The 19,997-nt window shown below is 34.4% G+C and carries 23 protein-coding genes, 2 tRNA genes and 1 other RNA gene; 14 read left to right on the top strand and 12 right to left on the bottom strand.

Features of this window, described 5'->3' with window-relative positions; all coding sequences use genetic code 11:
* Window positions 1–300: 300 nt before the first annotated feature.
* Window positions 301–1,122 carry an IS256 family transposase, variant Zn-binding type gene (locus PTQ34_RS08890; RefSeq protein ID WP_449727697.1) on the bottom strand — a complete coding sequence of 274 codons (822 nt, stop codon included), beginning with the start codon at window positions 1,120–1,122 and terminating at the stop codon, window positions 301–303.
* A 241-nt stretch (window positions 1,123–1,363) separates the two neighbouring features.
* Window positions 1,364–1,449, bottom strand: a tRNA-Leu gene (locus PTQ34_RS02415).
* 83 nt (window positions 1,450–1,532) lie between these two features.
* Here PTQ34_RS02415 and PTQ34_RS02420 point away from each other — a divergent pair.
* The 8 genes from PTQ34_RS02420 (at window position 1,533) to PTQ34_RS02455 (ending at window position 9,787) form a co-directional block, all read left to right on the top strand.
* A tRNA-Ala gene (locus tag PTQ34_RS02420) sits at window positions 1,533–1,608 on the top strand.
* A 184-nt stretch (window positions 1,609–1,792) separates the two neighbouring features.
* The gene (locus PTQ34_RS02425; protein ID WP_273931879.1) at window positions 1,793–3,055 is read left to right on the top strand and encodes a tyrosine-type recombinase/integrase; all 1,263 of its coding nucleotides are present in this window, start codon (window positions 1,793–1,795) and stop codon (window positions 3,053–3,055) included.
* 406 nt (window positions 3,056–3,461) lie between these two features.
* Window positions 3,462–5,024 (top strand): type I restriction-modification system subunit M, encoded by a 1,563-nt coding sequence (locus PTQ34_RS02430; RefSeq protein ID WP_273931880.1) that lies wholly within the window; start codon window positions 3,462–3,464, stop codon window positions 5,022–5,024.
* A 13-nt stretch (window positions 5,025–5,037) separates the two neighbouring features.
* Window positions 5,038–5,250 (top strand): THUMP domain-containing protein, encoded by a 213-nt coding sequence (locus PTQ34_RS02435; RefSeq protein ID WP_273931881.1) that lies wholly within the window; start codon window positions 5,038–5,040, stop codon window positions 5,248–5,250.
* Complete coding sequence (locus tag PTQ34_RS02440) at window positions 5,247–5,528, top strand: type II toxin-antitoxin system YafQ family toxin (protein WP_273931882.1); 282 nt, start codon at window positions 5,247–5,249, stop codon at window positions 5,526–5,528. The genes PTQ34_RS02435 and PTQ34_RS02440 overlap by 4 nt, the downstream gene beginning before the upstream one ends.
* Complete coding sequence (locus PTQ34_RS02445) at window positions 5,528–6,697, top strand: restriction endonuclease subunit S (protein WP_273931883.1); 1,170 nt, start codon at window positions 5,528–5,530, stop codon at window positions 6,695–6,697. The genes PTQ34_RS02440 and PTQ34_RS02445 overlap by 1 nt, the downstream gene beginning before the upstream one ends.
* Window positions 6,694–9,549: a type I restriction endonuclease subunit R gene (locus tag PTQ34_RS02450; RefSeq protein WP_273931884.1), complete on the top strand. Its 2,856-nt coding sequence runs from the start codon at window positions 6,694–6,696 to the stop codon at window positions 9,547–9,549. Before PTQ34_RS02445 ends, PTQ34_RS02450 begins: the two co-directional genes overlap by 4 nt.
* A 97-nt stretch (window positions 9,550–9,646) precedes the next feature.
* Window positions 9,647–9,787: a hypothetical protein gene (locus PTQ34_RS02455; RefSeq protein WP_273931885.1), complete on the top strand. Its 141-nt coding sequence runs from the start codon at window positions 9,647–9,649 to the stop codon at window positions 9,785–9,787.
* Here PTQ34_RS02455 and mobP1 read toward each other — a convergent pair.
* From mobP1 to PTQ34_RS02480, 5 genes are all read right to left on the bottom strand, one after another.
* Window positions 9,784–10,800, bottom strand: a complete 1,017-nt coding sequence (mobP1, locus tag PTQ34_RS02460; protein WP_273931886.1) for a MobP1 family relaxase — start codon at window positions 10,798–10,800, stop codon at window positions 9,784–9,786. The two genes, PTQ34_RS02455 and mobP1, sit on opposite strands and share 4 nt — an antisense overlap.
* A gap of 165 nt (window positions 10,801–10,965) precedes the next feature.
* The gene (locus tag PTQ34_RS02465; RefSeq protein WP_273931887.1) at window positions 10,966–11,496 is read right to left on the bottom strand and encodes a hypothetical protein; all 531 of its coding nucleotides are present in this window, start codon (window positions 11,494–11,496) and stop codon (window positions 10,966–10,968) included.
* 402 nt (window positions 11,497–11,898) lie between these two features.
* Window positions 11,899–12,870, bottom strand: coding sequence for an AAA family ATPase (locus PTQ34_RS02470; RefSeq protein WP_273931888.1), 972 nt, complete (start codon window positions 12,868–12,870; stop codon window positions 11,899–11,901).
* A gap of 2 nt (window positions 12,871–12,872) precedes the next feature.
* Window positions 12,873–13,091 carry a DNA-binding protein gene (locus PTQ34_RS02475; protein ID WP_063998393.1) on the bottom strand — a complete coding sequence of 73 codons (219 nt, stop codon included), beginning with the start codon at window positions 13,089–13,091 and terminating at the stop codon, window positions 12,873–12,875.
* 120 nt (window positions 13,092–13,211) lie between these two features.
* Window positions 13,212–13,631, bottom strand: a complete 420-nt coding sequence (locus tag PTQ34_RS02480) for a hypothetical protein (RefSeq protein WP_096025738.1) — start codon at window positions 13,629–13,631, stop codon at window positions 13,212–13,214.
* Between the two features lie 865 nt (window positions 13,632–14,496).
* On the opposite strand from PTQ34_RS02480, the gene PTQ34_RS02485 reads away from it, so the two are divergent.
* The 3 genes from PTQ34_RS02485 to PTQ34_RS02495 all read left to right on the top strand — a co-directional run bounded on the left by PTQ34_RS02485 (window position 14,497) and on the right by PTQ34_RS02495 (window position 15,236).
* Window positions 14,497–14,697: a hypothetical protein gene (locus PTQ34_RS02485; protein WP_273931889.1), complete on the top strand. Its 201-nt coding sequence runs from the start codon at window positions 14,497–14,499 to the stop codon at window positions 14,695–14,697.
* Between the two features lie 110 nt (window positions 14,698–14,807).
* Window positions 14,808–14,939, top strand: coding sequence for a hypothetical protein (locus PTQ34_RS02490; RefSeq protein WP_273931890.1), 132 nt, complete (start codon window positions 14,808–14,810; stop codon window positions 14,937–14,939).
* A gap of 45 nt (window positions 14,940–14,984) precedes the next feature.
* Window positions 14,985–15,236 (top strand): hypothetical protein, encoded by a 252-nt coding sequence (locus PTQ34_RS02495; protein ID WP_273931891.1) that lies wholly within the window; start codon window positions 14,985–14,987, stop codon window positions 15,234–15,236.
* A gap of 427 nt (window positions 15,237–15,663) precedes the next feature.
* Here PTQ34_RS02495 and PTQ34_RS02500 read toward each other — a convergent pair whose 3' ends face one another.
* The 4 genes from PTQ34_RS02500 to PTQ34_RS02515 form a co-directional block, all read right to left on the bottom strand.
* Window positions 15,664–15,840 (bottom strand): hypothetical protein, encoded by a 177-nt coding sequence (locus PTQ34_RS02500; protein WP_273931892.1) that lies wholly within the window; start codon window positions 15,838–15,840, stop codon window positions 15,664–15,666.
* 97 nt (window positions 15,841–15,937) lie between these two features.
* A complete protein-coding gene (locus PTQ34_RS02505; protein WP_273931893.1) occupies window positions 15,938–16,063 on the bottom strand; it encodes a hypothetical protein in 126 nt (41 codons plus the stop codon).
* On the bottom strand, window positions 16,047–16,238 hold the full coding sequence (locus PTQ34_RS02510) for a hypothetical protein (protein WP_273931894.1): 192 nt from the start codon (window positions 16,236–16,238) through the stop codon (window positions 16,047–16,049). Before PTQ34_RS02510 ends, PTQ34_RS02505 begins: the two co-directional genes overlap by 17 nt.
* 197 nt (window positions 16,239–16,435) lie before the next feature.
* Window positions 16,436–17,185 carry a sulfite exporter TauE/SafE family protein gene (locus PTQ34_RS02515; RefSeq protein WP_273931895.1) on the bottom strand — a complete coding sequence of 250 codons (750 nt, stop codon included), beginning with the start codon at window positions 17,183–17,185 and terminating at the stop codon, window positions 16,436–16,438.
* Between the two features lie 99 nt (window positions 17,186–17,284).
* Here PTQ34_RS02515 and PTQ34_RS02520 point away from each other — a divergent pair, with 99 nt between their 5' ends.
* Complete coding sequence (locus tag PTQ34_RS02520) at window positions 17,285–18,463, top strand: tetrahydrodipicolinate N-succinyltransferase N-terminal domain-containing protein (protein WP_273931896.1); 1,179 nt, start codon at window positions 17,285–17,287, stop codon at window positions 18,461–18,463.
* Window positions 18,464–18,832: 369 nt separating this feature from the next.
* Here the strand turns inward: PTQ34_RS02520 and ffs are convergent.
* Window positions 18,833–18,930: signal recognition particle sRNA small type (gene ffs, locus PTQ34_RS02525), an RNA gene on the bottom strand.
* A gap of 43 nt (window positions 18,931–18,973) precedes the next feature.
* Here ffs and PTQ34_RS02530 point away from each other — a divergent pair.
* Together PTQ34_RS02530 and PTQ34_RS02535 are read left to right on the top strand one after the other, a co-directional pair.
* Window positions 18,974–19,429 carry a hypothetical protein gene (locus PTQ34_RS02530; RefSeq protein ID WP_273930001.1) on the top strand — a complete coding sequence of 152 codons (456 nt, stop codon included), beginning with the start codon at window positions 18,974–18,976 and terminating at the stop codon, window positions 19,427–19,429.
* Complete coding sequence (locus PTQ34_RS02535; protein WP_273931897.1) at window positions 19,422–19,907, top strand: phosphatidylglycerophosphatase A family protein; 486 nt, start codon at window positions 19,422–19,424, stop codon at window positions 19,905–19,907. The genes PTQ34_RS02530 and PTQ34_RS02535 overlap by 8 nt, the downstream gene beginning before the upstream one ends.
* The last annotated feature ends 90 nt before the right edge of the window (window positions 19,908–19,997 follow it).

The following is a 19,997-nucleotide window of genomic DNA, read 5'->3' on the forward strand; positions in this document are numbered from 1 at the left end:
TGGTAAGAGGAGCTTTTAAAAGATGAGCTTATAGAGCTTTTATCCAATTTGTGTTTAATTTTCTTAAAAAAATTGCTAGATTATTGCAATATAAAAATAGAATTTAAAAGATTTTTTTTAAATTCTAGAATTCCTAATATTTTAGGAATTCCGGCATAATAGTAAAAAAATGGGTATGAAATTCCACTTTTTGCTTTTATCTTTCATTATTTTTTAGCTTAAAATAATGTGGAATAAAGACATTTTGTTTTCTAATTTTAATCCACTATGAACTCTAAGTTTAGTCTTTAAATGAGCAAATTATCCTTCTAGTCCATTATTTGTTTTTGGTAGATTTTCTACGCTTTCATAGGCAAAAAGAAAGGCTATATTTCGTTTTAAAGTGTAATTCGCAGATCGCAATCTAGTATGTGTATATCGCCACTTACCATTTTCATCAATAGTTTTTTCATTTAAAAAGTATTTGTGTCTTTCTTGCCACTTAGAAAGTTTATTGATAAAATCATTACTGCTAAGCTTACAAAGTTCTTTGCTAAGTGCTAGAAGCTCCATTCCAGCATCACTTTTAGGCTTTCTAGTTAGCTTTGCCATTACAGCTCTTAGTATGTGAAAGATTTGAAACGCAATAGGATAAAGAGTTTTGGCAAGTCCCTTAAAGCCATCGCTTACTACTGCTTTGATTATATATCCTTGCTCCACGCACCACTTAAAGCCCAGTTTGTAGTCTTCTAGTTTTTGCTCTATACAATGCCACCAAATAAACTTATTTGAAATAGCATCTTTAAAGACTACTACTCCAAAGTTTAAGCCCCAGTAAGTAGTGTCTATTAGCAATATAATTTCTTTTAGATTTATCTTTATAGGCTTGGTTATCTTGATGGTATTTATGCGATTTCTAAGTGTTTTTTCACAGATATTATTTTCTTTGGATAAGGTATTTAATGTTTTCTTTTCTATAATGTAAGAATTAAATAATTTTTCAGCTTTATTTTTGTTTTTAAAAGTGAATTTTTTAGAGCAATCTTTGCACTTAAATCTTTGGTTTTTGCTCTTTGTAAAACCTATTTTTACTACTAAATTACCGCCACAATTTTTGCTACTGGGTCCGTTGGATGGATAAATTTTTTACTCATATTTTTTATACCCCTTGTAAGTATGAATTTAAGGGACTATTATAGCATTTTCATACCCACTTTTTTATCATTATGCCAGAATTCTAGAATTTACTTATACTGCTTAAACTTGATTTTGATATAATCTCAATATCTAAAATCTCACTTGAAGTAAAATACTTTTTACCACTAAAATAGCAAAAGCATAAAGTCTAATAAAAATGCTTAGGGAAAATTAAGGAAAGTAAAGCTGGTGCCCGGGACCGGACTTGAACCGGTACAGCCAAAAGGCCGAGGGATTTTAAGTCCCTTGTGTCTACCATTCCACCACCTGGGCAATTAAAGAATAAAATTATAGCAAAATTTTCTTAAAACTTGCTCAAATTTAAGATTTTTTTGCTAAAATACAATATTTATTTTGGGGTTATAGCTCAGCTGGGAGAGCGCTTGAATGGCATTCAAGAGGTCGGCGGTTCGATCCCGCTTAACTCCACCATTTCAGTTTATTTTAAGCTTCTTTTGATTTACAATAATTTAGAATAACACGATATATTCATTATCTTAGCTTAGTTTGATTTAGATTGATTGACATTGATTAGCTTTTGTTGTAGAATAATTAGCTTAGTTATTAACTCACTTAGAGCTTAATAACTCACTTTTATAAAAAAAAGGGGGCTAAAATGGCGAATATTTCAAAAGCTTACTTGCTTGATAAAGATATTAGGCTATTAGAATTTATAGGTAAAGATTACAAAAAAGTAGTTGGTAGCCCAAAAGAGCTTTATGTCTGTGTGTATGAAAAGACTAAAATGAAAACTTTTAGTTTATACTATAATAAGCACTACATTAAAATAAAAGAATTCCGTGAGGGTATTTATAGCGTGGCTGATGCTAGGCGTGATGCCACAAAACTACTTAAAGAGCTAGAAAGTGGCAAAGATATGGCTACCATTAAGGGTAAAAACGACAAATATCTATTCAAAAATCTTTTTGAGCTACACATAGCCCAAAAGCAAAAAAGAGGTTTAAAAGATAGCTATTTAAAGAAAATAGTTGATATGGCTAATAATTATTTGATGCCAAGCTTGGCTAGCCGTGATGTAAAAGGTATTAAATATAGCGAGCTTTTAGCAATTTTTAATGCCATTTTTAATCCAAATAATCCAAGAAAGAGTAGACTAGAAACAATTCATCGCCTTATAAATGAGCTAAATGCTGTCTTTAAAATAGCTATAAAAGATAGATATATTGAGCATAATCCAAGCGATGGCTTACATGATGAGTTTCCTACTTCAAGCAGGTTTAATTTGGACAATCAAATAGATACTAGATATCCAGCGCTGACAAATGAGAGCGATATAAAAAGCTTTATAATTGACCTTAAAAACGATAATAGGCTTGATTTACAAACAAAAAGAGCTTTATACTTACAAATTATTTGTGGCAATCGCCCTATAAATACAGCAAGTGCTAAGTGGAGTGATATAGACCTTGAAAACGGCATTTGGACTATACAGGCTACTGAAATGAAAGCCAAAAGCGAACACAAAATTCCACTTTGTTCTTACGCTCTAAAAGTGCTTAAAGAACAGCAGATTTTTAGCGGTAATAGTGTGTTTGTGTTTCCAGCTGACACAATGGCTGGACATCTACACAGAGATAGTATAAGCAAGGCAATTCGCAACCTAGGAGGCAAAGATAAATATAATGGCAAGGTCACATCTCATGGTTTTCGTGCTACATTTCGCACGATTTGTTCTTTGCACAAGGCTGAACTACTTCAAATGGGTATAAGCGAAGAGGCTATTGAGAGTGTGCTAGCGCATAAAGAATACAATCCAGTTAAGTTTTCATACGAGAGAGAAAAAGCTACAATAGAGCAAAAACGCACACTTTTAGAGTGGTATGCTAATTATTTAAATAATATTGAGCCACTTTTTTAAGGGATATTTAGCACAAAATTCTATTTTTGTGCTATAATTTCCGTTGATTATCTAGCAAAATATCTCAAAAATCTTTCAAATAACGATAAAATTGTAACTTTTTAAACTTTTTAATGGATTTTAGCCAAAATTTTAACCGCAAACGCTACTATATCGTAAAATTTTAAAAATTTTAATATATATTTATTAGCCTTAAAAAATGCCTTTGGGTTAGTGGTGCGATTGTAAATAAAATAGCCTTTCTTTCTTAATGGCGATTTCTCTTTTATTGGTAAAATATTTGAGAGTAGGTTAAAATCTACTCTCAATTTATGTGATTAACTATAAACCCTAAAAAATCTATTTTTCGTAAAATTTCCCCAAAATTTCGCTAAAATATCAGCAAGAAAAAATAAAAAGGCAAAATATGAATGTAGCGGAGAGAAAGGCACTTCACAGCGCAATTTGGAAAATAGCAGATGAGCTCAGAGGCTCAGTAGATGGCTGGGATTTTAAGCAGTATGTCCTTGGAGTGCTATTTTATCGCTTTATTAGCGAGAGTTTGGAGAGCTACATAAACGAAGCTGAGGGCGCAGGCTTTGCTTACGCTGAGCTTAGCGACGATAAGGCAAAGGACGCAAAGGATGAAATCGTCCGCCAAAAAGGCTTTTTTATCCTGCCTAGTGAGCTTTTTTCAAATATCATCAAAAACCTTGATAAACACGAAGAAAACATAAATGAGATTTTAAAATCGGTTTTTAAAAACATCGAGAATTCTGCCAAAAACAAAGCAAGTGCTGAGGATATAAAAGGGCTTTTTGATGATATAGACCTTAACTCAAATCGCCTTGGTGCAAACACCCTAGCACGAAATAAAAACATCTCAAAAGTGCTAAAAGCTATAAATGATATTGATTTTGCTAGTTATGGCGATACGATAAATGATATAGCAGGCGATGCATATGAGTATCTAATGTCAATGTATGCTAGTAATGCTGGCAAAAGTGGCGGTGAGTTTTTCACCCCTGCTAGTGTGAGCGAGCTACTAGCTCATTTAGTGCTAAATGGCGCCAAAGACTACAAAAGTGCCACTATCTACGACCCAGCGTGTGGCTCAGGCTCACTTCTTATAAAAGCACACAAACAAGCTCAAAGCAAAGGCATAAAAGCGCAGATGCACGGACAAGAGCTAAATATCACTACTTATAACCTTTGTAGAATAAATATGTTTTTACACAATGTAGGCTATGAGAACTTTTCTATCACTAATGGCGACACGCTCACTGAGCCAAAATTTACGCGCGCAGATGATAGCGCAATCAAGCTAGATATAAAAGAATTTAGTGCTGATTTTTTAGTATCAAATCCACCTTATAGCACTTCGTGGGAGGGCGATAATAGCGAAGTTTTGGTAGCTGACCCTAGATATAGTCCAGCTGGCAAACTCGCACCAAAAAGCTACTCAGACCTAGCTTTTATAATGCACTCGCTTTATTTGCTAAAAGATACTGGCGCAATAGTATGTTTTCCTGGCATTATGTATCGTGGCGGTGCTGAAAAAACTATAAGAGAATATATGCTAAAAAATAACTTCATAGACTGCGTTATAGCCTTGCCTGAAAATCTATTTTTTGGCACATCAATTGCTACTTGTATAATGGTGCTTAAAAAGCGTAAAAAAGATGAATCTGTGCTATTTATAAACGCCACTAGCTTTTATGAAAAAGAGCCAAATAATAACTATTTAAGCGATGAAAATATAGCTAGAATTTTGGATATTTATAACAAAAGAGAGAACAGCAAATTTTGCGCTTTGGTCTCAAATGATGAAATAATCGCAAATAGCTCAAACCTTAGCCCTAGTGCGTATTTTGAAAGTGAGCAAAAAGAGCAAATTGATATAAATGAGGTAAATAGCGAACTTAATGTTTGTCTAAAAGAGCAAAACGAACTAAGAGCTAAAATAGATAAAATTCTAAAAGAGCTATAAAAAAGGAAATAAAATGACAAGCCTAACAATAAGTGCAAATAATAGCGCATTTTTAGAACAAATTCTAGAATTTGCCAAAAAACTAGCAAAAGAACAAAATCAAAAGTTTAAGTTTAGCACCGAACAAAGCCAAACGCTAAAAGTAATAAACGAAGCTAGAAATAACAAAAATCTCTCAAAAGCTTATAGCGATGTAGATGAGCTTATGAGCGACTTGCTAAAATGAAATTTAGCATTAAATACCACAAGGTTTTTAAAAAAGATTTAAAGCCTTTTAAAAACGACTCTGCGCTTATAGCCGAGCTTCGTGCTGTTATAGAAAAGCTAGCAAATGATGAGATTTTAGAGCCAAAATACAAAGACCACGCACTAAAAGGCGATTTTGTCGGCACGAGAGAATGCCACATAAAAGGCGATGCACTTTTGGTATATGAAAAAAACGAAAATGAGCTTATTTTACACTGCTTGCGCTTTGGTTCGCACTCAAAACTAGGACTAAAATAATGAGAATTCTAGAATTTATTAAGCAAAATTGTAAAAATGTGGAATTTAAACCACTTTATGAGCTTACCATTTGGGATAAAAAATTTAAAGGAATTCCAAAAGAGTGGCAAGAAAAAACTATTAAATTTAATCACATTTTATCTGCTGATTTAAAAAATTTACTTTGCGATGATGGCGATATTTTTTTGCTTTCTACTGGAAATTTTAGTGGCTATACAAATAGCGAAATTTGTAAAAATTTCAATCAAGCTGAAATTATAGCTTTGCCAAGTGGCGGCTTTGCTAATATCAAATATTTTAATGGTAAATTTATCGATAGTGGCAATTTACTTGCTATATCAAAAGATACAAGCAAAGTAAATTTAAAATTTATATTTTATTATTTACAAAGTAATTTAAAAATTATAGAAAAAATGTTTCGTGGTGCTGGCATCAAACACCCTGAAATGAGCTCTATTTTAAGTATTAAAATTCCTGTGCCGAGTTTAGAGGTTCAAAATAAGATTGTAGAGGTTTTAGATAGCTTTTCTAGCCTTGTGCGTAGCCTTGTGCGTAGCCTTGTGCTTGAAAAAACTGCGCGCGAAAAACAATATAAATATTATCTAAATCATCTTATCACAAATGCTAGGAATTCTAGAATTTTCAAACTCGGCGAAGTGTGTGAGTTTGTTCGTGGAATTCGTGTAACAAAAAAAGACTTAAATAATGGTAAATATTTAGTCTATCAAAATAGTTTAAAACCACTTGGAAATTACGATAAAGCAAATTGTAGTGCAAACAGCACTTTTATCATAGTTGGTGGTTCTGCTGGAAGTATTGGTTATAGTTATGATGATTTTTGGGCTGCTGACGATTGTTTCTATTGTAAAACTAACGAAAATGTCATAAATCGTTTTATTTATTATATTTTAATAAATAAACAAAATGAATTACTTAGTAAAGTTCGTAAAGCAAGTGTACCTAGAATTTCACGAAATGATATTGAAAACATAGAAATTCCCCTGCCCCCACTTGATGAGCAAGAAAGAATAGTAAGAATTCTAGATTCTTTAAATGAACTAGCAAATGGACTTAGTGCAGGAATTCCAAAAGAAATAGAACTTAGGCAAAAGCAGTATGAATACTGGCGAGATAGACTTCTAGAATTCCCTAGCAAGGATAGCAAATGATAGTTTTAGATGATTACAGCAAAATTCCCCAAAGCGAGCAAAGCTCTCAAAGTGAGAGTGAGCTAGAAAACGAGCTAATAAACGACCTTGTAAATACTGGCGAGTATGAATACAAAGCAGATATAAAAGATGAAAATTCTCTGTGGCAAAATGCTCATAAATGTATAGAAGAGCTAAATGATATAAAGCTTAGCCAAAGCGAGTGGGTGCAGATAAAAGAATATCTAAAAGGCAAAAAAAGCAGATATGAAAAGAGCGCAATAGTCTTTGAGAGTGGGCATGTGCTAACAATCAAGCTAGATAATGGCAAAGATAAAAATATAAAAATCTTTGATAAAAACGAGCTAGGCAGAAATAAACTTCAAATCATAAATCAAATTTGGCAAAGACGAAACACAAGTGGCGAAAATCGCTATGATGCTAGTGTGCTTGTAAATGGCTTTCCGCTTGTGCATATAGAGCTAAAAAGGCGTGGAGTAAGTATGCTAAATGCCTTTGAGCAAATCAAGCGGTATAAGGCGCAAATGAGCGAAGATAGCATTTATGGCTTTGCGCAGATTTTTATCATCTCAAATGGCACTTTTAGCAAGTATTTTTCAAATACAGCAAAAGACTATGGCTTTACCTCAAAATGGATGGATGCTAAAAATAATGAAATAGATGATTTAAAAGACTTTTGCGCTACATTTCTAGCCAAAAAGACGCTTTTAGAAGTGATTTTTCGCTACTGCGTGCTTGATAGCGAGAAAAATCTAAAAGTGCTAAGACCGTATCAAATCGCAGCTTGCGAGAGAATTTTGGGGCGTATAAACTCTAGTAGCAAGCAGGCTGGTAGCAGAGAGGCTGGCGGATATATATGGCACACCACAGGTAGTGGTAAGACACTAACTAGCTTTAAAACAGCCGTGTTAGCAAGCAGGCTAGAAAATATCAAAAAAGTGCTTTTCGTAGTGGATAGAAAAGACCTATATACTCAAACACAAAGAGAATATGAGAACTTTGCCAAAGGTAGCGCAAACGGCGCAAACAATAGCAAGACTCTAAAAAAGCTTTTGGGCGACAAAGACGCAAAAATCGTAATAACCACAATCCAAAGGCTAGTAAAGGCTCTAAATGATGAGTTTAGCGTGTATGATGATGAAGTAGCTATCATAATAGATGAGTGTCATCGCTCGCAGTTTGGCGATATGCACAGGCGCATAAAAGAGCGGTTTAAAAGGGCGCATATTTTTGGCTTTACTGGCACGCCGATATTTGATGAAAATGCTAGCGCAAATAGCTACTATAACACGACTGAAAATCTCTTTGGCGATAGACTTCACACCTATAATATAATCTCAGCGATAAGAGATGAAAATGTGCTGAAATTTAATATCATCAAAACAGCCAGCGCAAAGGCAAAGGACAGCGTAGACGAGCAAGTAGAGGGCATAGATGAGCTAAGTGCACTAAATGATGAGCGCAGGATAGAAAATAACTGCGCTTTTGTGCTAAAAGAGTTTGAGGGACTTACACATAAAAGGGCTTTTAATAGCATTTTTGCTACTAGCTCTACTGCTAGTGCTAAGCTATACTATAACGAGCTAAAAAGGCAGATAGCAAGCGCGGATTTGGGCTATAAAATAGCGATTATTTTCACAGGCTCAAATAACGAACAAAGCGAAGAAAATGTCAGCATTGAAGGCTTGGAGAGTGAGAATAAAAGCTTTTTAGCTAGGGCGATAGATGATTTTAACAAAAACTTTGGTTTTAGCTATGGACTAGAGAATTTTAACGAATATTATAAAAAAATAGCTGAGCTTTTAAGGGATAGAAAGATTGATATTTTAGTCGTGGTGGATATGTTTTTAACTGGCTTTGATGCACCGTGTCTAAATACTCTTTGGGTGGATAAAAGGCTAAAAATGCATGGACTAATTCAGGCGTTTTCTCGCACAAACCGCATAAGCGATGAGCGAAAGAAAATGGGAAATATAGTCTGCTTGCTAAACCTAGAAAACGAGATAGAAAACGCTCTAAGGCTATATGCGAACAATGACAATGTCGCCACGCAAAAAGATAGCCTTTTTGTAAAGGGCTTTGATGAGTATTTTGGGATTTTGAAAGCGAAGTTTGATGAGCTAAGAGGAATTAGCTTTGAGAGTGAGGATGATGAAAGAGCGTTTATAAAATGCTTTAGCGATATTTTGCGACTTGAAAATATTTTGAAAAACTTTATAGAGTTTGATGAAAAAGCACTAAGAAGTGATAGAGAGATAGAAAATCTACTAAGTCGCTATGATGAGCTAAAACGCAGACATGCGCAGCAAAAGCGAGAAAAGACTGATATTAGCGATGATATAGAGTTTGTGCCAGTGGAGATTTTGAGCAATTATGTAGTGGATAGAAAGTATTTGCTAGCACTTATCAAGGACTTTGGGGGCTCAGGGCAAAAGATAGCAGACTTCAAAGAACGCCTTGGCTCAATGCTGGGTGCTGACATCACACTAAAAAGCAAACAAGAGCTTATAATGAGTTTTATTGATAAGATTACAGCAAATGGTAATTATAGCGATATTTCAGCGCAGTGGATGGCGCATTTTGAAGAAGAGAAAAACAAGCAATTAAAAAACATGCTAACTAATGCTGAGTTTAAGCTAGATGAGAACAAGGCTAGGGATTATTTAGAAACTTGCTTACACAGGGGCGAGCTTATGCTAAATGGCACGGATTTTGATGGCGTTTTTGTGGATAGAGGTAGCATTTTTGGCACAAAAAGCAATGCTCATAAAGAAAAGGCAAAAGAGGCTTTCAGCGAGTTTATAGAGGTATTTAAAGAGCCAAGTGCAATTTTTGATAATTCTTTTGTATAGTAAAAATTAAATTGTAAGATTGCTTTCTTTTCTTACTGGTAAAAACGCTCTTGGCGCATTGCGCTGTGGGGTGGGGGATAAAGTAGAGCGATGAGCTTTGCTTATTACCACTCAAAGCCCTTGCGCTGTGGTTGCGTGGTGTTTATTGTATGTTGGTAGGCTTGTTGCGTGGTGTGCGTTGGTTGCCCTTGCGCTTGGATATCGTAAGTGCTATAAGTGCTTTTTGATGGGCGTTTAAGTGGGTTTAACTCTATTTTCTACGCTTACATTCCACTTTTTCTCATAAACCACCTTTGAATACACTATATTTGGCTGTTTTTTATCTTTTATAGTAATTGTTCTTGGCACTTCATCAGTTATAGCAAATCTACAATACTCTCCACGCTGGATATTATTCTCATTTACTACACGCTCTAAGTCTTTTGCCCAAATAGTAATGTCTTTACCTTTGCTTGTCGTGTATGTAACATAATAGCTCATCTCGTTTTCATCATTAAAATTAAAATTAGCCTTGCCAAAGTCTTTTACCATATAATGATGAGGCTTATGTCCAAAATTCTCACTTCCATTTAGCTTTAATTCTCCAAATGCCCTTGATTTCCTAGTAGCTTTCGCATCTACCCCCATATATCTAAGCTCCCTAGCAAATAGCTCTCTCATATTTGCTAGATCAGCTTTATTGGGATTTATGCGAATACCATCATCGCCCATCATTTTTAGCACTAAATGACAATGTGGATTGTCTGTATCATTATGCATAGCAATTACAAAGTGATTATGTGGATACTTTTGCTTTATAGCATTGATTGATGCTTTTTTTATCTGCTCAGTTGTAGCATTGTGATAATGTTTCATTGAAAATACTATATGAAGTGCCTCACGCTTTGGCTTTATATCATCACGCTCTAATTCTTTCTTGCTTTTAATCTCATAATACTCATTAAAGCTCTGCGCTATACTCTCAATGCTTTCTTTGCCTTGATAGCTACGCATTTCATCTTTATCAAATACTTCTAGCTCTCCATTGCGTGAGATATAGTGCAAATGCGCTTTTAGGCGATTAAAATCACACGATGAGCCAGTTACTCTAATAACTACTTCTGCGTTGTGTGGTGTAAAGGGGTTATTGCTAACTTGTTTAGAGCTTTTAGCTTGTCTTATTTTAAAAGTAGTGGCTGATTTAGATCGTTTTAGATAATCTTGCCAAACCTTTTTAGCCTTAAACTCATCATCAAAGAACTTCTTAGGCATTAAATTCCTTTTATTTTAGATTGAAAATAAAATGAATTCGCCCATAAAATGAAGTTTCGGCTGTGTTTTACGGATGGACAAATGATAAAATTGATTTGGCTAGTATAATGCTAAAATCATAATGATTTTATAATAAGAGCATTTTAGATAGATTATGCTGTTTAGCTATTTCAAACGATTTTGCCTTTTCTTGCTGATAATATCCAAATCCTTTTTATAGCTCTCCAAGGCTTGATTGATTTCATCAATTATAGGCTCAAAGCCTTTAAAGCTTTGAATAAAATCATACTCTCTGCTTTGCTTAAAAAGCGTGATAAACTCAAACAAATCTTTTGATACTTTATTGAATTTCGCAGTAGCAGTTTTAAACTCTTTTAGTTCACAATTATTCAAAAACTGCTCATCATAAAGTGAGTTAATAACTTGGTATCTACACTCTTTTCTTACAGAGCTAAATCCGTGAGATTTTGCTCTATTTTTTAGCAAATTATACTCATCATCACTAAGTGGAATTTGTATTTTATGATTGAGTTTAGTTTGAGCGTTATTGTCTAAAAACTGATCACTTTTATCCTTATCTAAAAACTCTAAAATTGCCGAGTTTATTAAAGCATTTTTGCTACTAGAATTTTGCTCCATTAGTAGCAAAATTCTATAATAAATTTCATCGCTAACTCTTAGCCTTATTTCTCTCATTTATATCCTTTCATATTACCATTAAGAGCGTCGCAGACAATGCTTTTTTGATTCAAAGTTCCACACTTTGATATCAAAAAAGCTATCCTGAACTCTACAAAAATCCAAAATTTTAAAAACCTCCCACTCACGCAAAAACTCTCACAAAAAATACCAAAATCAAAAAACTTTCATTGCGCACTTATCTGCGAAAATTCTAAAATTTCCAAAATATTTTTTCAAAAAAAATATCTCAAATTTTCCAAAAACCACCACTAAATTTTCCACCATTAAAAAGAGAATTTCCACTCCAAATAAAAAAGAATTTCTCCACCACTAAGAAAGAGAATTTCCACTTCAAACAAGAGAAAATTCTTCCACCACTAAAAAGAGAAACTCCCCTTGCTAACTCTAAAAGAATTCTTACAAATCCTCCATGTCTAAAACAATCTTTTTAATCTCATCAGCATTTTTATTTTGGCAGAGTTTGTATATTTTCTCATTTGGCTTTTCGCCAGTCTTTATGCTAAAAAGCTTATTTTCAAACTTTTTAAGCAAACTCCAAAGCTTGTTTCTACCAACAATCTCAAAGTGTGTTTCATCTTTGATTTTATAAAGCTTTGCTGTGAGTTCTTTTTGATTTAGACCACTCTCATCTTGTTCTAAGATCTCAACACATAGTTTTATAGACATTTTTTCCTCATCACTTAGATTAAAAAGCTCGCTAAACTTACAAATGCTTTTTATCTCAAAGTTTTCTTTATCTACTTCTATTTTTAAAGGGCTGATATTTGGAATTCTATATTTTTTTGGAGTGAGAGTATAGATGCTAGCCATTCTTTCGGTTTTGAAGTTTTCATCTGAGTAGTTTTCTAGCTGATTATTGCCTTTTGAGCTAGATTTATCATGTTTGGCGGTGTGATTTTGAAAGATTATTGTAAGTCTTTTTGCTCTTAGTTCTTTTATAAATCTCATAAACTTTATAGCACTCTCATCACTATTTATCTTGCCACCATCTATGAGATTTATAGTGCCATCTATGATTAAAAGCACACCAGTAAAATCATCACAAGAGCTAAAATCGCACTCAAAGCGACTTGGCTCATAATCAGGGTAGTAATAAAAGATATTTTTATATTTTTCAATAAAATCCCTTACATTATTATCATTTAAACTTGCTAGGCTATTGTCGCAGTCTATGTAGATAACTTGCTTTATGCTTTTATTATCAAGTGCGTATTTGGCTAGAGCTAGGCTAAGTGTAGTTTTACCACCACCACTTTGACCAAAGAGCTGAGTGATAGTCTGCTCTTTGATAAAGCCATCAACAAGCCACTTTAAATCTAGCTTAGCAAACTCATCAAGAGTTTTTATATCTTTAAACTTTGCTATCATGACTAGATATTTCCATTTTGGTTAGCAAGTAGCCAGTTTTCGATTTGCTCTCTTTTATAGAGAATTCTCTTGCCTATCTTAGTAAAAGGCAAAGGAAATCTATCACTTTCTTGGCGTTTTTTAAGGCGTAGTATTGCTTGGGCTGGCTTTGAGATGGCGTATTGTTCTTGTAAGTCACTTGGACTTAGCCAGCCATCAGCTAGTGTTTGAATTGCGTTCATATTCGTTCCTTTTTCTTAAATTTAGAACGAATTATATTCTTATTGATTTAATTTATAATAAACAAAGTATGTAATATATACTTTTATTTTAGAAAATTCTTTTAGTTTTATAGAAATTCTCTACTTTATAGAATTAAGCGTTTCTTTTAGATTATTAAACTTCGCTTTTAAATCTTGTATTTCATCTTTAAGGGCTTTATTTTCTAAAAGTAGATTTAGTGTCATTAGCATAGGGCTACTTACTTTGTCTTTGGCAACAGCACTTTTTAGGGCTGGTTCGCTATATCCTAGCTCTTTTGCTAATTCCTTATAAGTAAGTCCCAAAAGCTTTGCTGTGCGTTTTACTGGACTGCTAAACTCTTTTAGAAGCTTGCTAGCATTTGTTTTGGTAAAGGGTAGTTTGTCAATAAACTTAGCATCTTTATTTAGCATGCCACGCCACTGGCAATATTCTAAAAAATCATTAAAATCTTGCTCATCAGCGTTCTTTTCATTTATAAACCACTTTTTTAACTCAGTTATATCTTTTTCATAGTTCATCATATATCCTTTTTTGGCTGATTATACTAAAAAATGGTTTAGAATAAGGCTTATTTATTATTTTTTAACAAAATTTACTCTTTTATATATACATTAAAATTTTTAAAATATTACTATATAGTAGCGTTTGAGCTTAAAATTTTAATTAGAATTCATTAAAAAGTTTAAAAAGTTATTATTTTATCGTAATTACAGAGTAATCATAGAGTATTTTTAAGCAAAATTGGCTATAATATGAGATTGGCTTTAAAAGCTTAAAAAAGCAAATAAAAAATAAATAACTTAGTTTTAAACTCACTTGCACAAACTTAATTGGCTAAAAGATTGTTATTTAGAACTTTAGAGATATATAAACGAGTGAGCTTAACCCACCATTTAAGCTTCTTTTGATTTATTTTGATTTAGAATAACACGATATATTCATTATTTTAGCTTATTTTGATTTAGTTTGATTGAGATTAATTAGCATTTACTCTCATTAAAGCCCTAATGCTATCAAAAAGCTTTGTTAAAAGCTTATTATGCTCATCGCCTCTATATAAAGGCTTCTGCTTCATTATCGTTTTCTTTCATCAAGCTTGTCAATAATGTATTTCATAGTATTGATATGCTCTTGTATTTTAAGCTTTTTTATTTCTTTAGCACTTAGGGCATTTTTAGAGCCTAGAGCTTTTATTTGCTCGTTTAGCTTGATATTTTGGCTACTTAAGGCCTCTATTTTATTTTGGAATTCTAGATTTTAAAAATAGCAAAAAAAGTGAAAAGTTTTTCTCAATTGGCAAAACAAGCAGGCAAAAATGATAAAAAGAGAAAAATACATAGCTAGCATAGCGGTCGTTTTGTAAGCTTTGATATCCGCCCTTTTGTGCATAAAGAGCTAAAAGAATACGCAAATGGGCTTGGCAAGGATTTTAGCTTGGGCGAGTATCTAAGCCTTGGTGGCTTTGCTAAAATTCTAAAATTCCAAAGCAATGAGAGTGTTAAAGCCTACTTAAAAGACCTTGATAGCACGGTAATTATCAATGATTTAATCGATAGATATAATATCAAAAACCGAGCTTTTTAAAAAAATTGTGGATTTTGTAATACTCTCAAATGCTAGGGTGCTAATAGCATTTAAACTACATAAAATCACAAAAAATCACTTGTTCAATAAACACGGTAATTAAGTATTTATTGCATTTAGAAAAAGCATATGCTATCCGCAAACTACCAAAATACAGCCTAAAAGCTAAGCGAAAATTAGAGTTTTTTGAAAAAGTCTATAACGAAGACATCGCTTTTAGCGTGATCCGCAGAAGAGGATAAGGACATCACAACCTAGAAAATATCATTTATAATGGGCTTATTTTTATGGGATACGAGCTATTTTTATACGATAATAACGGCAAAGAGATTGATTTTTTGGCTATCAAAGGTGGCAAAGAGTATTTAATTGCTTATAGCGTGACTGAGAATAAAGCTTATGAGCGTGAAATAGGCGCATTTGCTAGCCTGGATAATTCAAGGGCAAAAGTGCTTATCACAAATGATGAAATAGATTTTTCTACTAGCACGGTTAGACATATAAAGCTAAAAGATTTTTTGCTTATGGACAAGCTATAAAGGCTGGTAAAAAATACTAAATTTAGTAGTTTTATTTTAGCATGATGACAGCAGCCTCAATGCTTTATAAAAAACTAAAAAACAGAGCTAAAATCTGCCTTTAAAAGCGAATCTATCGTGCTTTCTAGTTTTTTAATAGCAATTAAAAAACAGGTAAAAAACTAAATTCTGGCTTTTATTACATCATTTGTTAGCTTAAAAAGTCAGGGCAATACAAGAAATTTAAAAAATTTCTATATAATGCTAGAAATTTTTAGCTTAACCTGTAAGAATAAATAGTCTTTTTTTTACCAATATTTTTACCAATGTTTTCAAACCTTAAATTGTAAAAATAATGTTTGAGGGCTCTTTTTGAGTCCTAGTGGACCCACCACCACTACTTTCCTTAATTTTACCCTAAGCATTTTTAAAAGTAATTATTTCATATTTAGACTATAGTTTTCTCATTATTTACTAGCTCTTTTAGTCCTTCAAGTACCTTTATCATCGCTAGCATGTCTAGCCCGCAATAGGCTAGCAAGCCCCACAGCGCAACTGCGCTTTGAAAAGTCTCAAAATCAAGATGATATAGCAGATAGCTAAGAATGGCTAAAAACTCACACACAGCATCAGCATTAAGAATTCTAGATTTTTCTTTGCGTGCTTTTAGCTAAGCTAGCCTTTATTCAGTAATACTTAAAAGCCCAGCAAGCATAAGGCTCTCAATAATGCATGTCTATATCGCACTCTGGTTCATTAGGGAATTCTAGAATTCTCTCAAAACGAGCGATATTTTCACGCACATTGTTAAACTGCTCTTTGGCGTTTTTGCTAAGGTCGTTTATCACAAAAAGCCAAATTTATCCCACTTTGCTTATCAAAATTGATTATATCGCACTTTTTGGCAGTGCCATAGAACTCGCTACTATCATCAAAAGCATCATAAATTTTAAATCGATTTATCCTGCTTTTTTTGTCGCTATAAAGCCTAGCAAAAAGAGCCTGCCGATACATTTTTTGCATTTTGGCAATTTTAGCTAGAATTGCAGGCTATTTGTTATCGTTTTTTATTTTAAAATCAATTATTTTGATTGTTTTGCTTTTGCGTGATGGATGTGGCAGATAGCTATCTTTCTATTTATACATTTTCTTGCCTTTTAATTTTAATTATCTTAGGAATTCTAGAATTCCCTAGATTTTATAACTAGAATTCCCTAATTTTAACTTAAAAAAATTGAGCGCATAACAAGGCTAAAAGTTATGATATTTAGCCCCATAAGAGCTAGTTTTTGCTTGTGTTTTTCTATCTTGTGATGTGCTAGCGTGCCAAAATACACGCCCACAAGCCCGCCGACACTTAAAATCGCACCGACTTTATAATCAATTAGCCCATTATAGCTCATACTCACAAAGCCTCCAAAACTAGAAAAAATCACAAAAAACAGCCCCAGCGAGATTGCCTTTTTGATATCCACTCCAAGCACGCCAACTAAAAGCGGCGTTAAAAACACAGCCCCACCCATGCCGATTGATATCGCAAAGGCAGCAATCACAGCACCGATGATAAATAGCCAGATCTCAGGGATATTTACATCACCGGTGTTTTCGTGTATATTTATGCGAAGTAAGCGGTAGAAGTTAAAGGCTATCACACAAGCAAGCGTGATTTTAAGAGCTAGTTCTGGCACAGCCTCAACGATAAAGCCACTAAAAAGCGAGCCAAACGCCGCTCCAAGCCCTAAAATAATCGCCCCTCTAAGCTCGTATTTAGCACGCTTGTAGTTAAAATATGACCCAAAAATCGCAGCTGTTAGCATAAGCATGGTAGCATCAGCAATAGCGCTTTTTATATCATAGCCAAAAGCTAGCAGCACAGGCACCAAAATCGCCCCACCGCCAATGCCAAAAAAGCCAGAAATAAAGCCTACAAACACTCCCACAAAAGGCAAAATATACAAACTCTCAAACATCTTTCATCCTAAATTTTCATAAAAAATTAGCAATTCTAACGCAATTTTTCTTATTTTTGCTAAAATAAGCAAAATTATTTTAATTTAAAGGGAACAAAAATGCCAGATTTTAACGAAATATCAAGCAAAATGCACGAAAAAGCAGGCTATAAAGATCCACTAGCCTTTGGTATAGCAAGAGTGTTAAAAAATATGAAAGGCGAGAGCATAAAAGTAGATTTTGCTGTGGTAAACTACAAAAACTCATTTGCCTCAGCAGCTGTTATCTTGCACGCTTTAGAAAAAAACGGCGCAAAACTAGATTTTAACTCACCAGAGGCTGTTTATGAGCTTCATGGTGGCGTGCTGGGTGATGCTTTAGAGCCTTTTAGCTCACTTTTTGGCGAGCTAGATAAACACGCAAATGTAAAAGCTCTAAAATGCGCTAAAAACGCTGCTAAAGTTGATTACACTCTTGACTACTCACATAGCTTTGAGGCTGTTTTTCTCTATGGTGACGCTAAGCCAGCAAGCGTGGAGAGCGTGTATTTAAAGCTATATTTACTTTCAAAAAACTTTGTAAAGCCTCGTGAAATTTGCCTTGATGGTGCCTTTGGGATACTACCAAATCTAGCGTGGGACGAAAGCGGAGAGCCTTATGAGCTTGAGTGGCTAAGAGAGCATGAAATAGAGCTAAAAATGGAGGGCAAATATCCAAATATCGCTTTTATAGACAAATTCCCTCGCATGCTAAGCCACATCATCCCAAGTGATAACGCTACTCGCGTGCTAGATAGCGCAAAAGTCCGCCTAGGCGCACACCTAGCACCTGGCACTGTGGTCATGCCAGGCGCTAGCTACATAAACTTCAATGCTGGCACGCTTGGTTCAGTCATGGTAGAAGGTCGTATCTCAAGCTCAGTTAGAGTGGGAGCCGGCAGCGATGTAGGCGGTGGTGCTAGCATTTTAGGCGTGCTAAGTGGCACAAACGGCAATCCTATTAGCGTAGGCGAAAAATGCCTTCTTGGCGCAAATAGCACAACAGGCGTGCCACTAGGCGATGGCTGCATCGTGGATGCTGGGCTTGCGATTTTAGAGGGCACAAAGGTCTTTATCTCAGCTGATAATAGAAAAAAACTAGCACAAATCAATAAAGATTTCAGCTTTGATAAAGAAATCTATAAAGCAAGAGAACTAAGCGGACTAAATGGTTTACATTTTAGACAAGATAGTAGGAGTGGTCAAATCACAGCAGCGCTTAGTACAAGAGCGATTAAGTTAAACGAAAGTTTACACTAAAGCGTTTGGCAATTCGTCTTGCGGCACTATTGCGATGAAAAGCCAGCCACGCGCGCCTTGGGATGAACTATCTGTTCTATCCCTGCGGTGCGCTTGGCTGCCTTTTTTCACACTAGCACCACAATACTAGAATTGCCGTTTTTTAAGGAATTCTAGAATTCTAGAAGGAATTCTAGATTTTTATAGAGAATTCTAGAATTCTCTCTAGAATTCTATAAGGAATTCTAGATTTTTCTAAGGAATTCTAGAATTTTATAAAGAATTCTAAAATTTTTATAGAGAATTCTAGAATTTTCTAAGGAATTCTAGAATTTTATTTTATAATTTTAAAAAATGTTGAAAAAAATGATTGGATTATATTTAGAAGAACCCTTTCCAGATGACTGCGGCACAGACCAAAACAAAGTGCTCTGCTGTGTTCCCACCCTGAAGCGCTGCTCTATCAAAGCCTTGCACAGGTCTAGAAAAGGCAAGCGAGATTTTAGCAAAAAAAGCTTAAAGTAGGTTAAAATGGCATTTAAATTTCTTTCACTTTTTAATGACCTTCTCATCCCAAATCACCGCTCGCTAAACTTTCGAGCCTTGATTTTTGCTGCTATGCTAGTGGCTAAAAAAAATGTTACAAGTAGCGATTATGCCGCTATTACGCAAATAGCAAGCCAGATTTATGGTTCAGATATGAGGCGCTGTAATGCTCTATTAAATACTGTAAAAGACTATGTAGAAAAAATCCAAAGAAAACAAGGCACGCTAGATAGAATGCTGGGGCTAATTGACTCTGAGCTTACTAGCGTCCCACGATATGTCAAAAAAATCGACTTTAGCCACCTAAGACAGTTGATGATAGAAAGTGATGAAGAAGACGCTATAACTCAAACGCAAGTTTATGATTTCATACTCTCAGAAGTGCGCAGAGTAGAGGAAAAAGAACAAGCAAAAACAAACAAAAAGGAAAAAAATGCATAAATTATTTGTAACTTTTTTTGGTGTGGGGCTGCTTAGACCAGCTCCTGGGACTTGGGGCAGCGTAGCTGGGGCGATTTGTGGATATTTTATTTATGAATTACTAAGCCGTGAGACCTTGTTTTTGGCTAGTATTTTGCTCTTTTTGGTAAGCATTAAAATCATCGATGCTTACGAAGCTAGCACGCAAACTCACGATGCTAGTCATATCGTAATAGACGAGGTCGCAGGCGTATGGCTAGCAATCGCTATTGGTGGTGGTGGGATTTTAGCTAGCGTGCTTGCGCTAGTGTTTTTTCGTATTTTTGATATCACAAAACCTAGTTTTATCGGCAGGATTGATAAGCAAGTAAAAGGTGGGCTTGGCGTGATGGGCGATGATATGCTAGCTGGGCTTATTGCTGGGCTAGTTGCTGGTGCGATTTGGGTGCTAAGTAGGCCTTATTTGCCTGAGCAGATCTTTGGTATTGCGTTGTTTTAGCTAACATTATAAAAGAAATCAAAAATCTAAAATCAAGGGAATAAAATGCTTGGATATATTTTAATGGCAATATTTTTGGGTGGCATGATA

Source organism: Campylobacter magnus (assembly GCF_028649595.1).
In the GTDB taxonomy this organism is placed as follows: Bacteria; Campylobacterota; Campylobacteria; order Campylobacterales; family Campylobacteraceae; genus Campylobacter; species Campylobacter magnus.

What these genes read in the sequence shown, in the direction of transcription:
- mobP1 (WP_273931886.1), bottom strand. Translation starts at nt 10,800, where the DNA reads ATGCCTAAGAAGTTCTTTGATGATGAGTTTAAGGCTAAAAAGGTTTGG.
- PTQ34_RS02535 (WP_273931897.1), top strand. Translation starts at nt 19,422, where the DNA reads ATGCATAAATTATTTGTAACTTTTTTTGGTGTGGGGCTGCTTAGACCA.
- PTQ34_RS02480 (WP_096025738.1), bottom strand. Translation starts at nt 13,631, where the DNA reads ATGAACTATGAAAAAGATATAACTGAGTTAAAAAAGTGGTTTATAAAT.
- PTQ34_RS02465 (WP_273931887.1), bottom strand. Translation starts at nt 11,496, where the DNA reads ATGAGAGAAATAAGGCTAAGAGTTAGCGATGAAATTTATTATAGAATT.
- PTQ34_RS02515 (WP_273931895.1), bottom strand. Translation starts at nt 17,185, where the DNA reads ATGTTTGAGAGTTTGTATATTTTGCCTTTTGTGGGAGTGTTTGTAGGC.
- PTQ34_RS02520 (WP_273931896.1), top strand. Translation starts at nt 17,285, where the DNA reads ATGCCAGATTTTAACGAAATATCAAGCAAAATGCACGAAAAAGCAGGC.
- PTQ34_RS02430 (WP_273931880.1), top strand. Translation starts at nt 3,462, where the DNA reads ATGAATGTAGCGGAGAGAAAGGCACTTCACAGCGCAATTTGGAAAATA.
- PTQ34_RS02440 (WP_273931882.1), top strand. Translation starts at nt 5,247, where the DNA reads ATGAAATTTAGCATTAAATACCACAAGGTTTTTAAAAAAGATTTAAAG.
- PTQ34_RS02510 (WP_273931894.1), bottom strand. Translation starts at nt 16,238, where the DNA reads ATGCAAAAAATGTATCGGCAGGCTCTTTTTGCTAGGCTTTATAGCGAC.
- PTQ34_RS02530 (WP_273930001.1), top strand. Translation starts at nt 18,974, where the DNA reads ATGGCATTTAAATTTCTTTCACTTTTTAATGACCTTCTCATCCCAAAT.
- PTQ34_RS02435 (WP_273931881.1), top strand. Translation starts at nt 5,038, where the DNA reads ATGACAAGCCTAACAATAAGTGCAAATAATAGCGCATTTTTAGAACAA.
- PTQ34_RS02445 (WP_273931883.1), top strand. Translation starts at nt 5,528, where the DNA reads ATGAGAATTCTAGAATTTATTAAGCAAAATTGTAAAAATGTGGAATTT.
- PTQ34_RS02450 (WP_273931884.1), top strand. Translation starts at nt 6,694, where the DNA reads ATGATAGTTTTAGATGATTACAGCAAAATTCCCCAAAGCGAGCAAAGC.
- PTQ34_RS02495 (WP_273931891.1), top strand. Translation starts at nt 14,985, where the DNA reads ATGGGATACGAGCTATTTTTATACGATAATAACGGCAAAGAGATTGAT.
- PTQ34_RS02475 (WP_063998393.1), bottom strand. Translation starts at nt 13,091, where the DNA reads ATGAACGCAATTCAAACACTAGCTGATGGCTGGCTAAGTCCAAGTGAC.
- PTQ34_RS02470 (WP_273931888.1), bottom strand. Translation starts at nt 12,870, where the DNA reads ATGATAGCAAAGTTTAAAGATATAAAAACTCTTGATGAGTTTGCTAAG.
- PTQ34_RS02425 (WP_273931879.1), top strand. Translation starts at nt 1,793, where the DNA reads ATGGCGAATATTTCAAAAGCTTACTTGCTTGATAAAGATATTAGGCTA.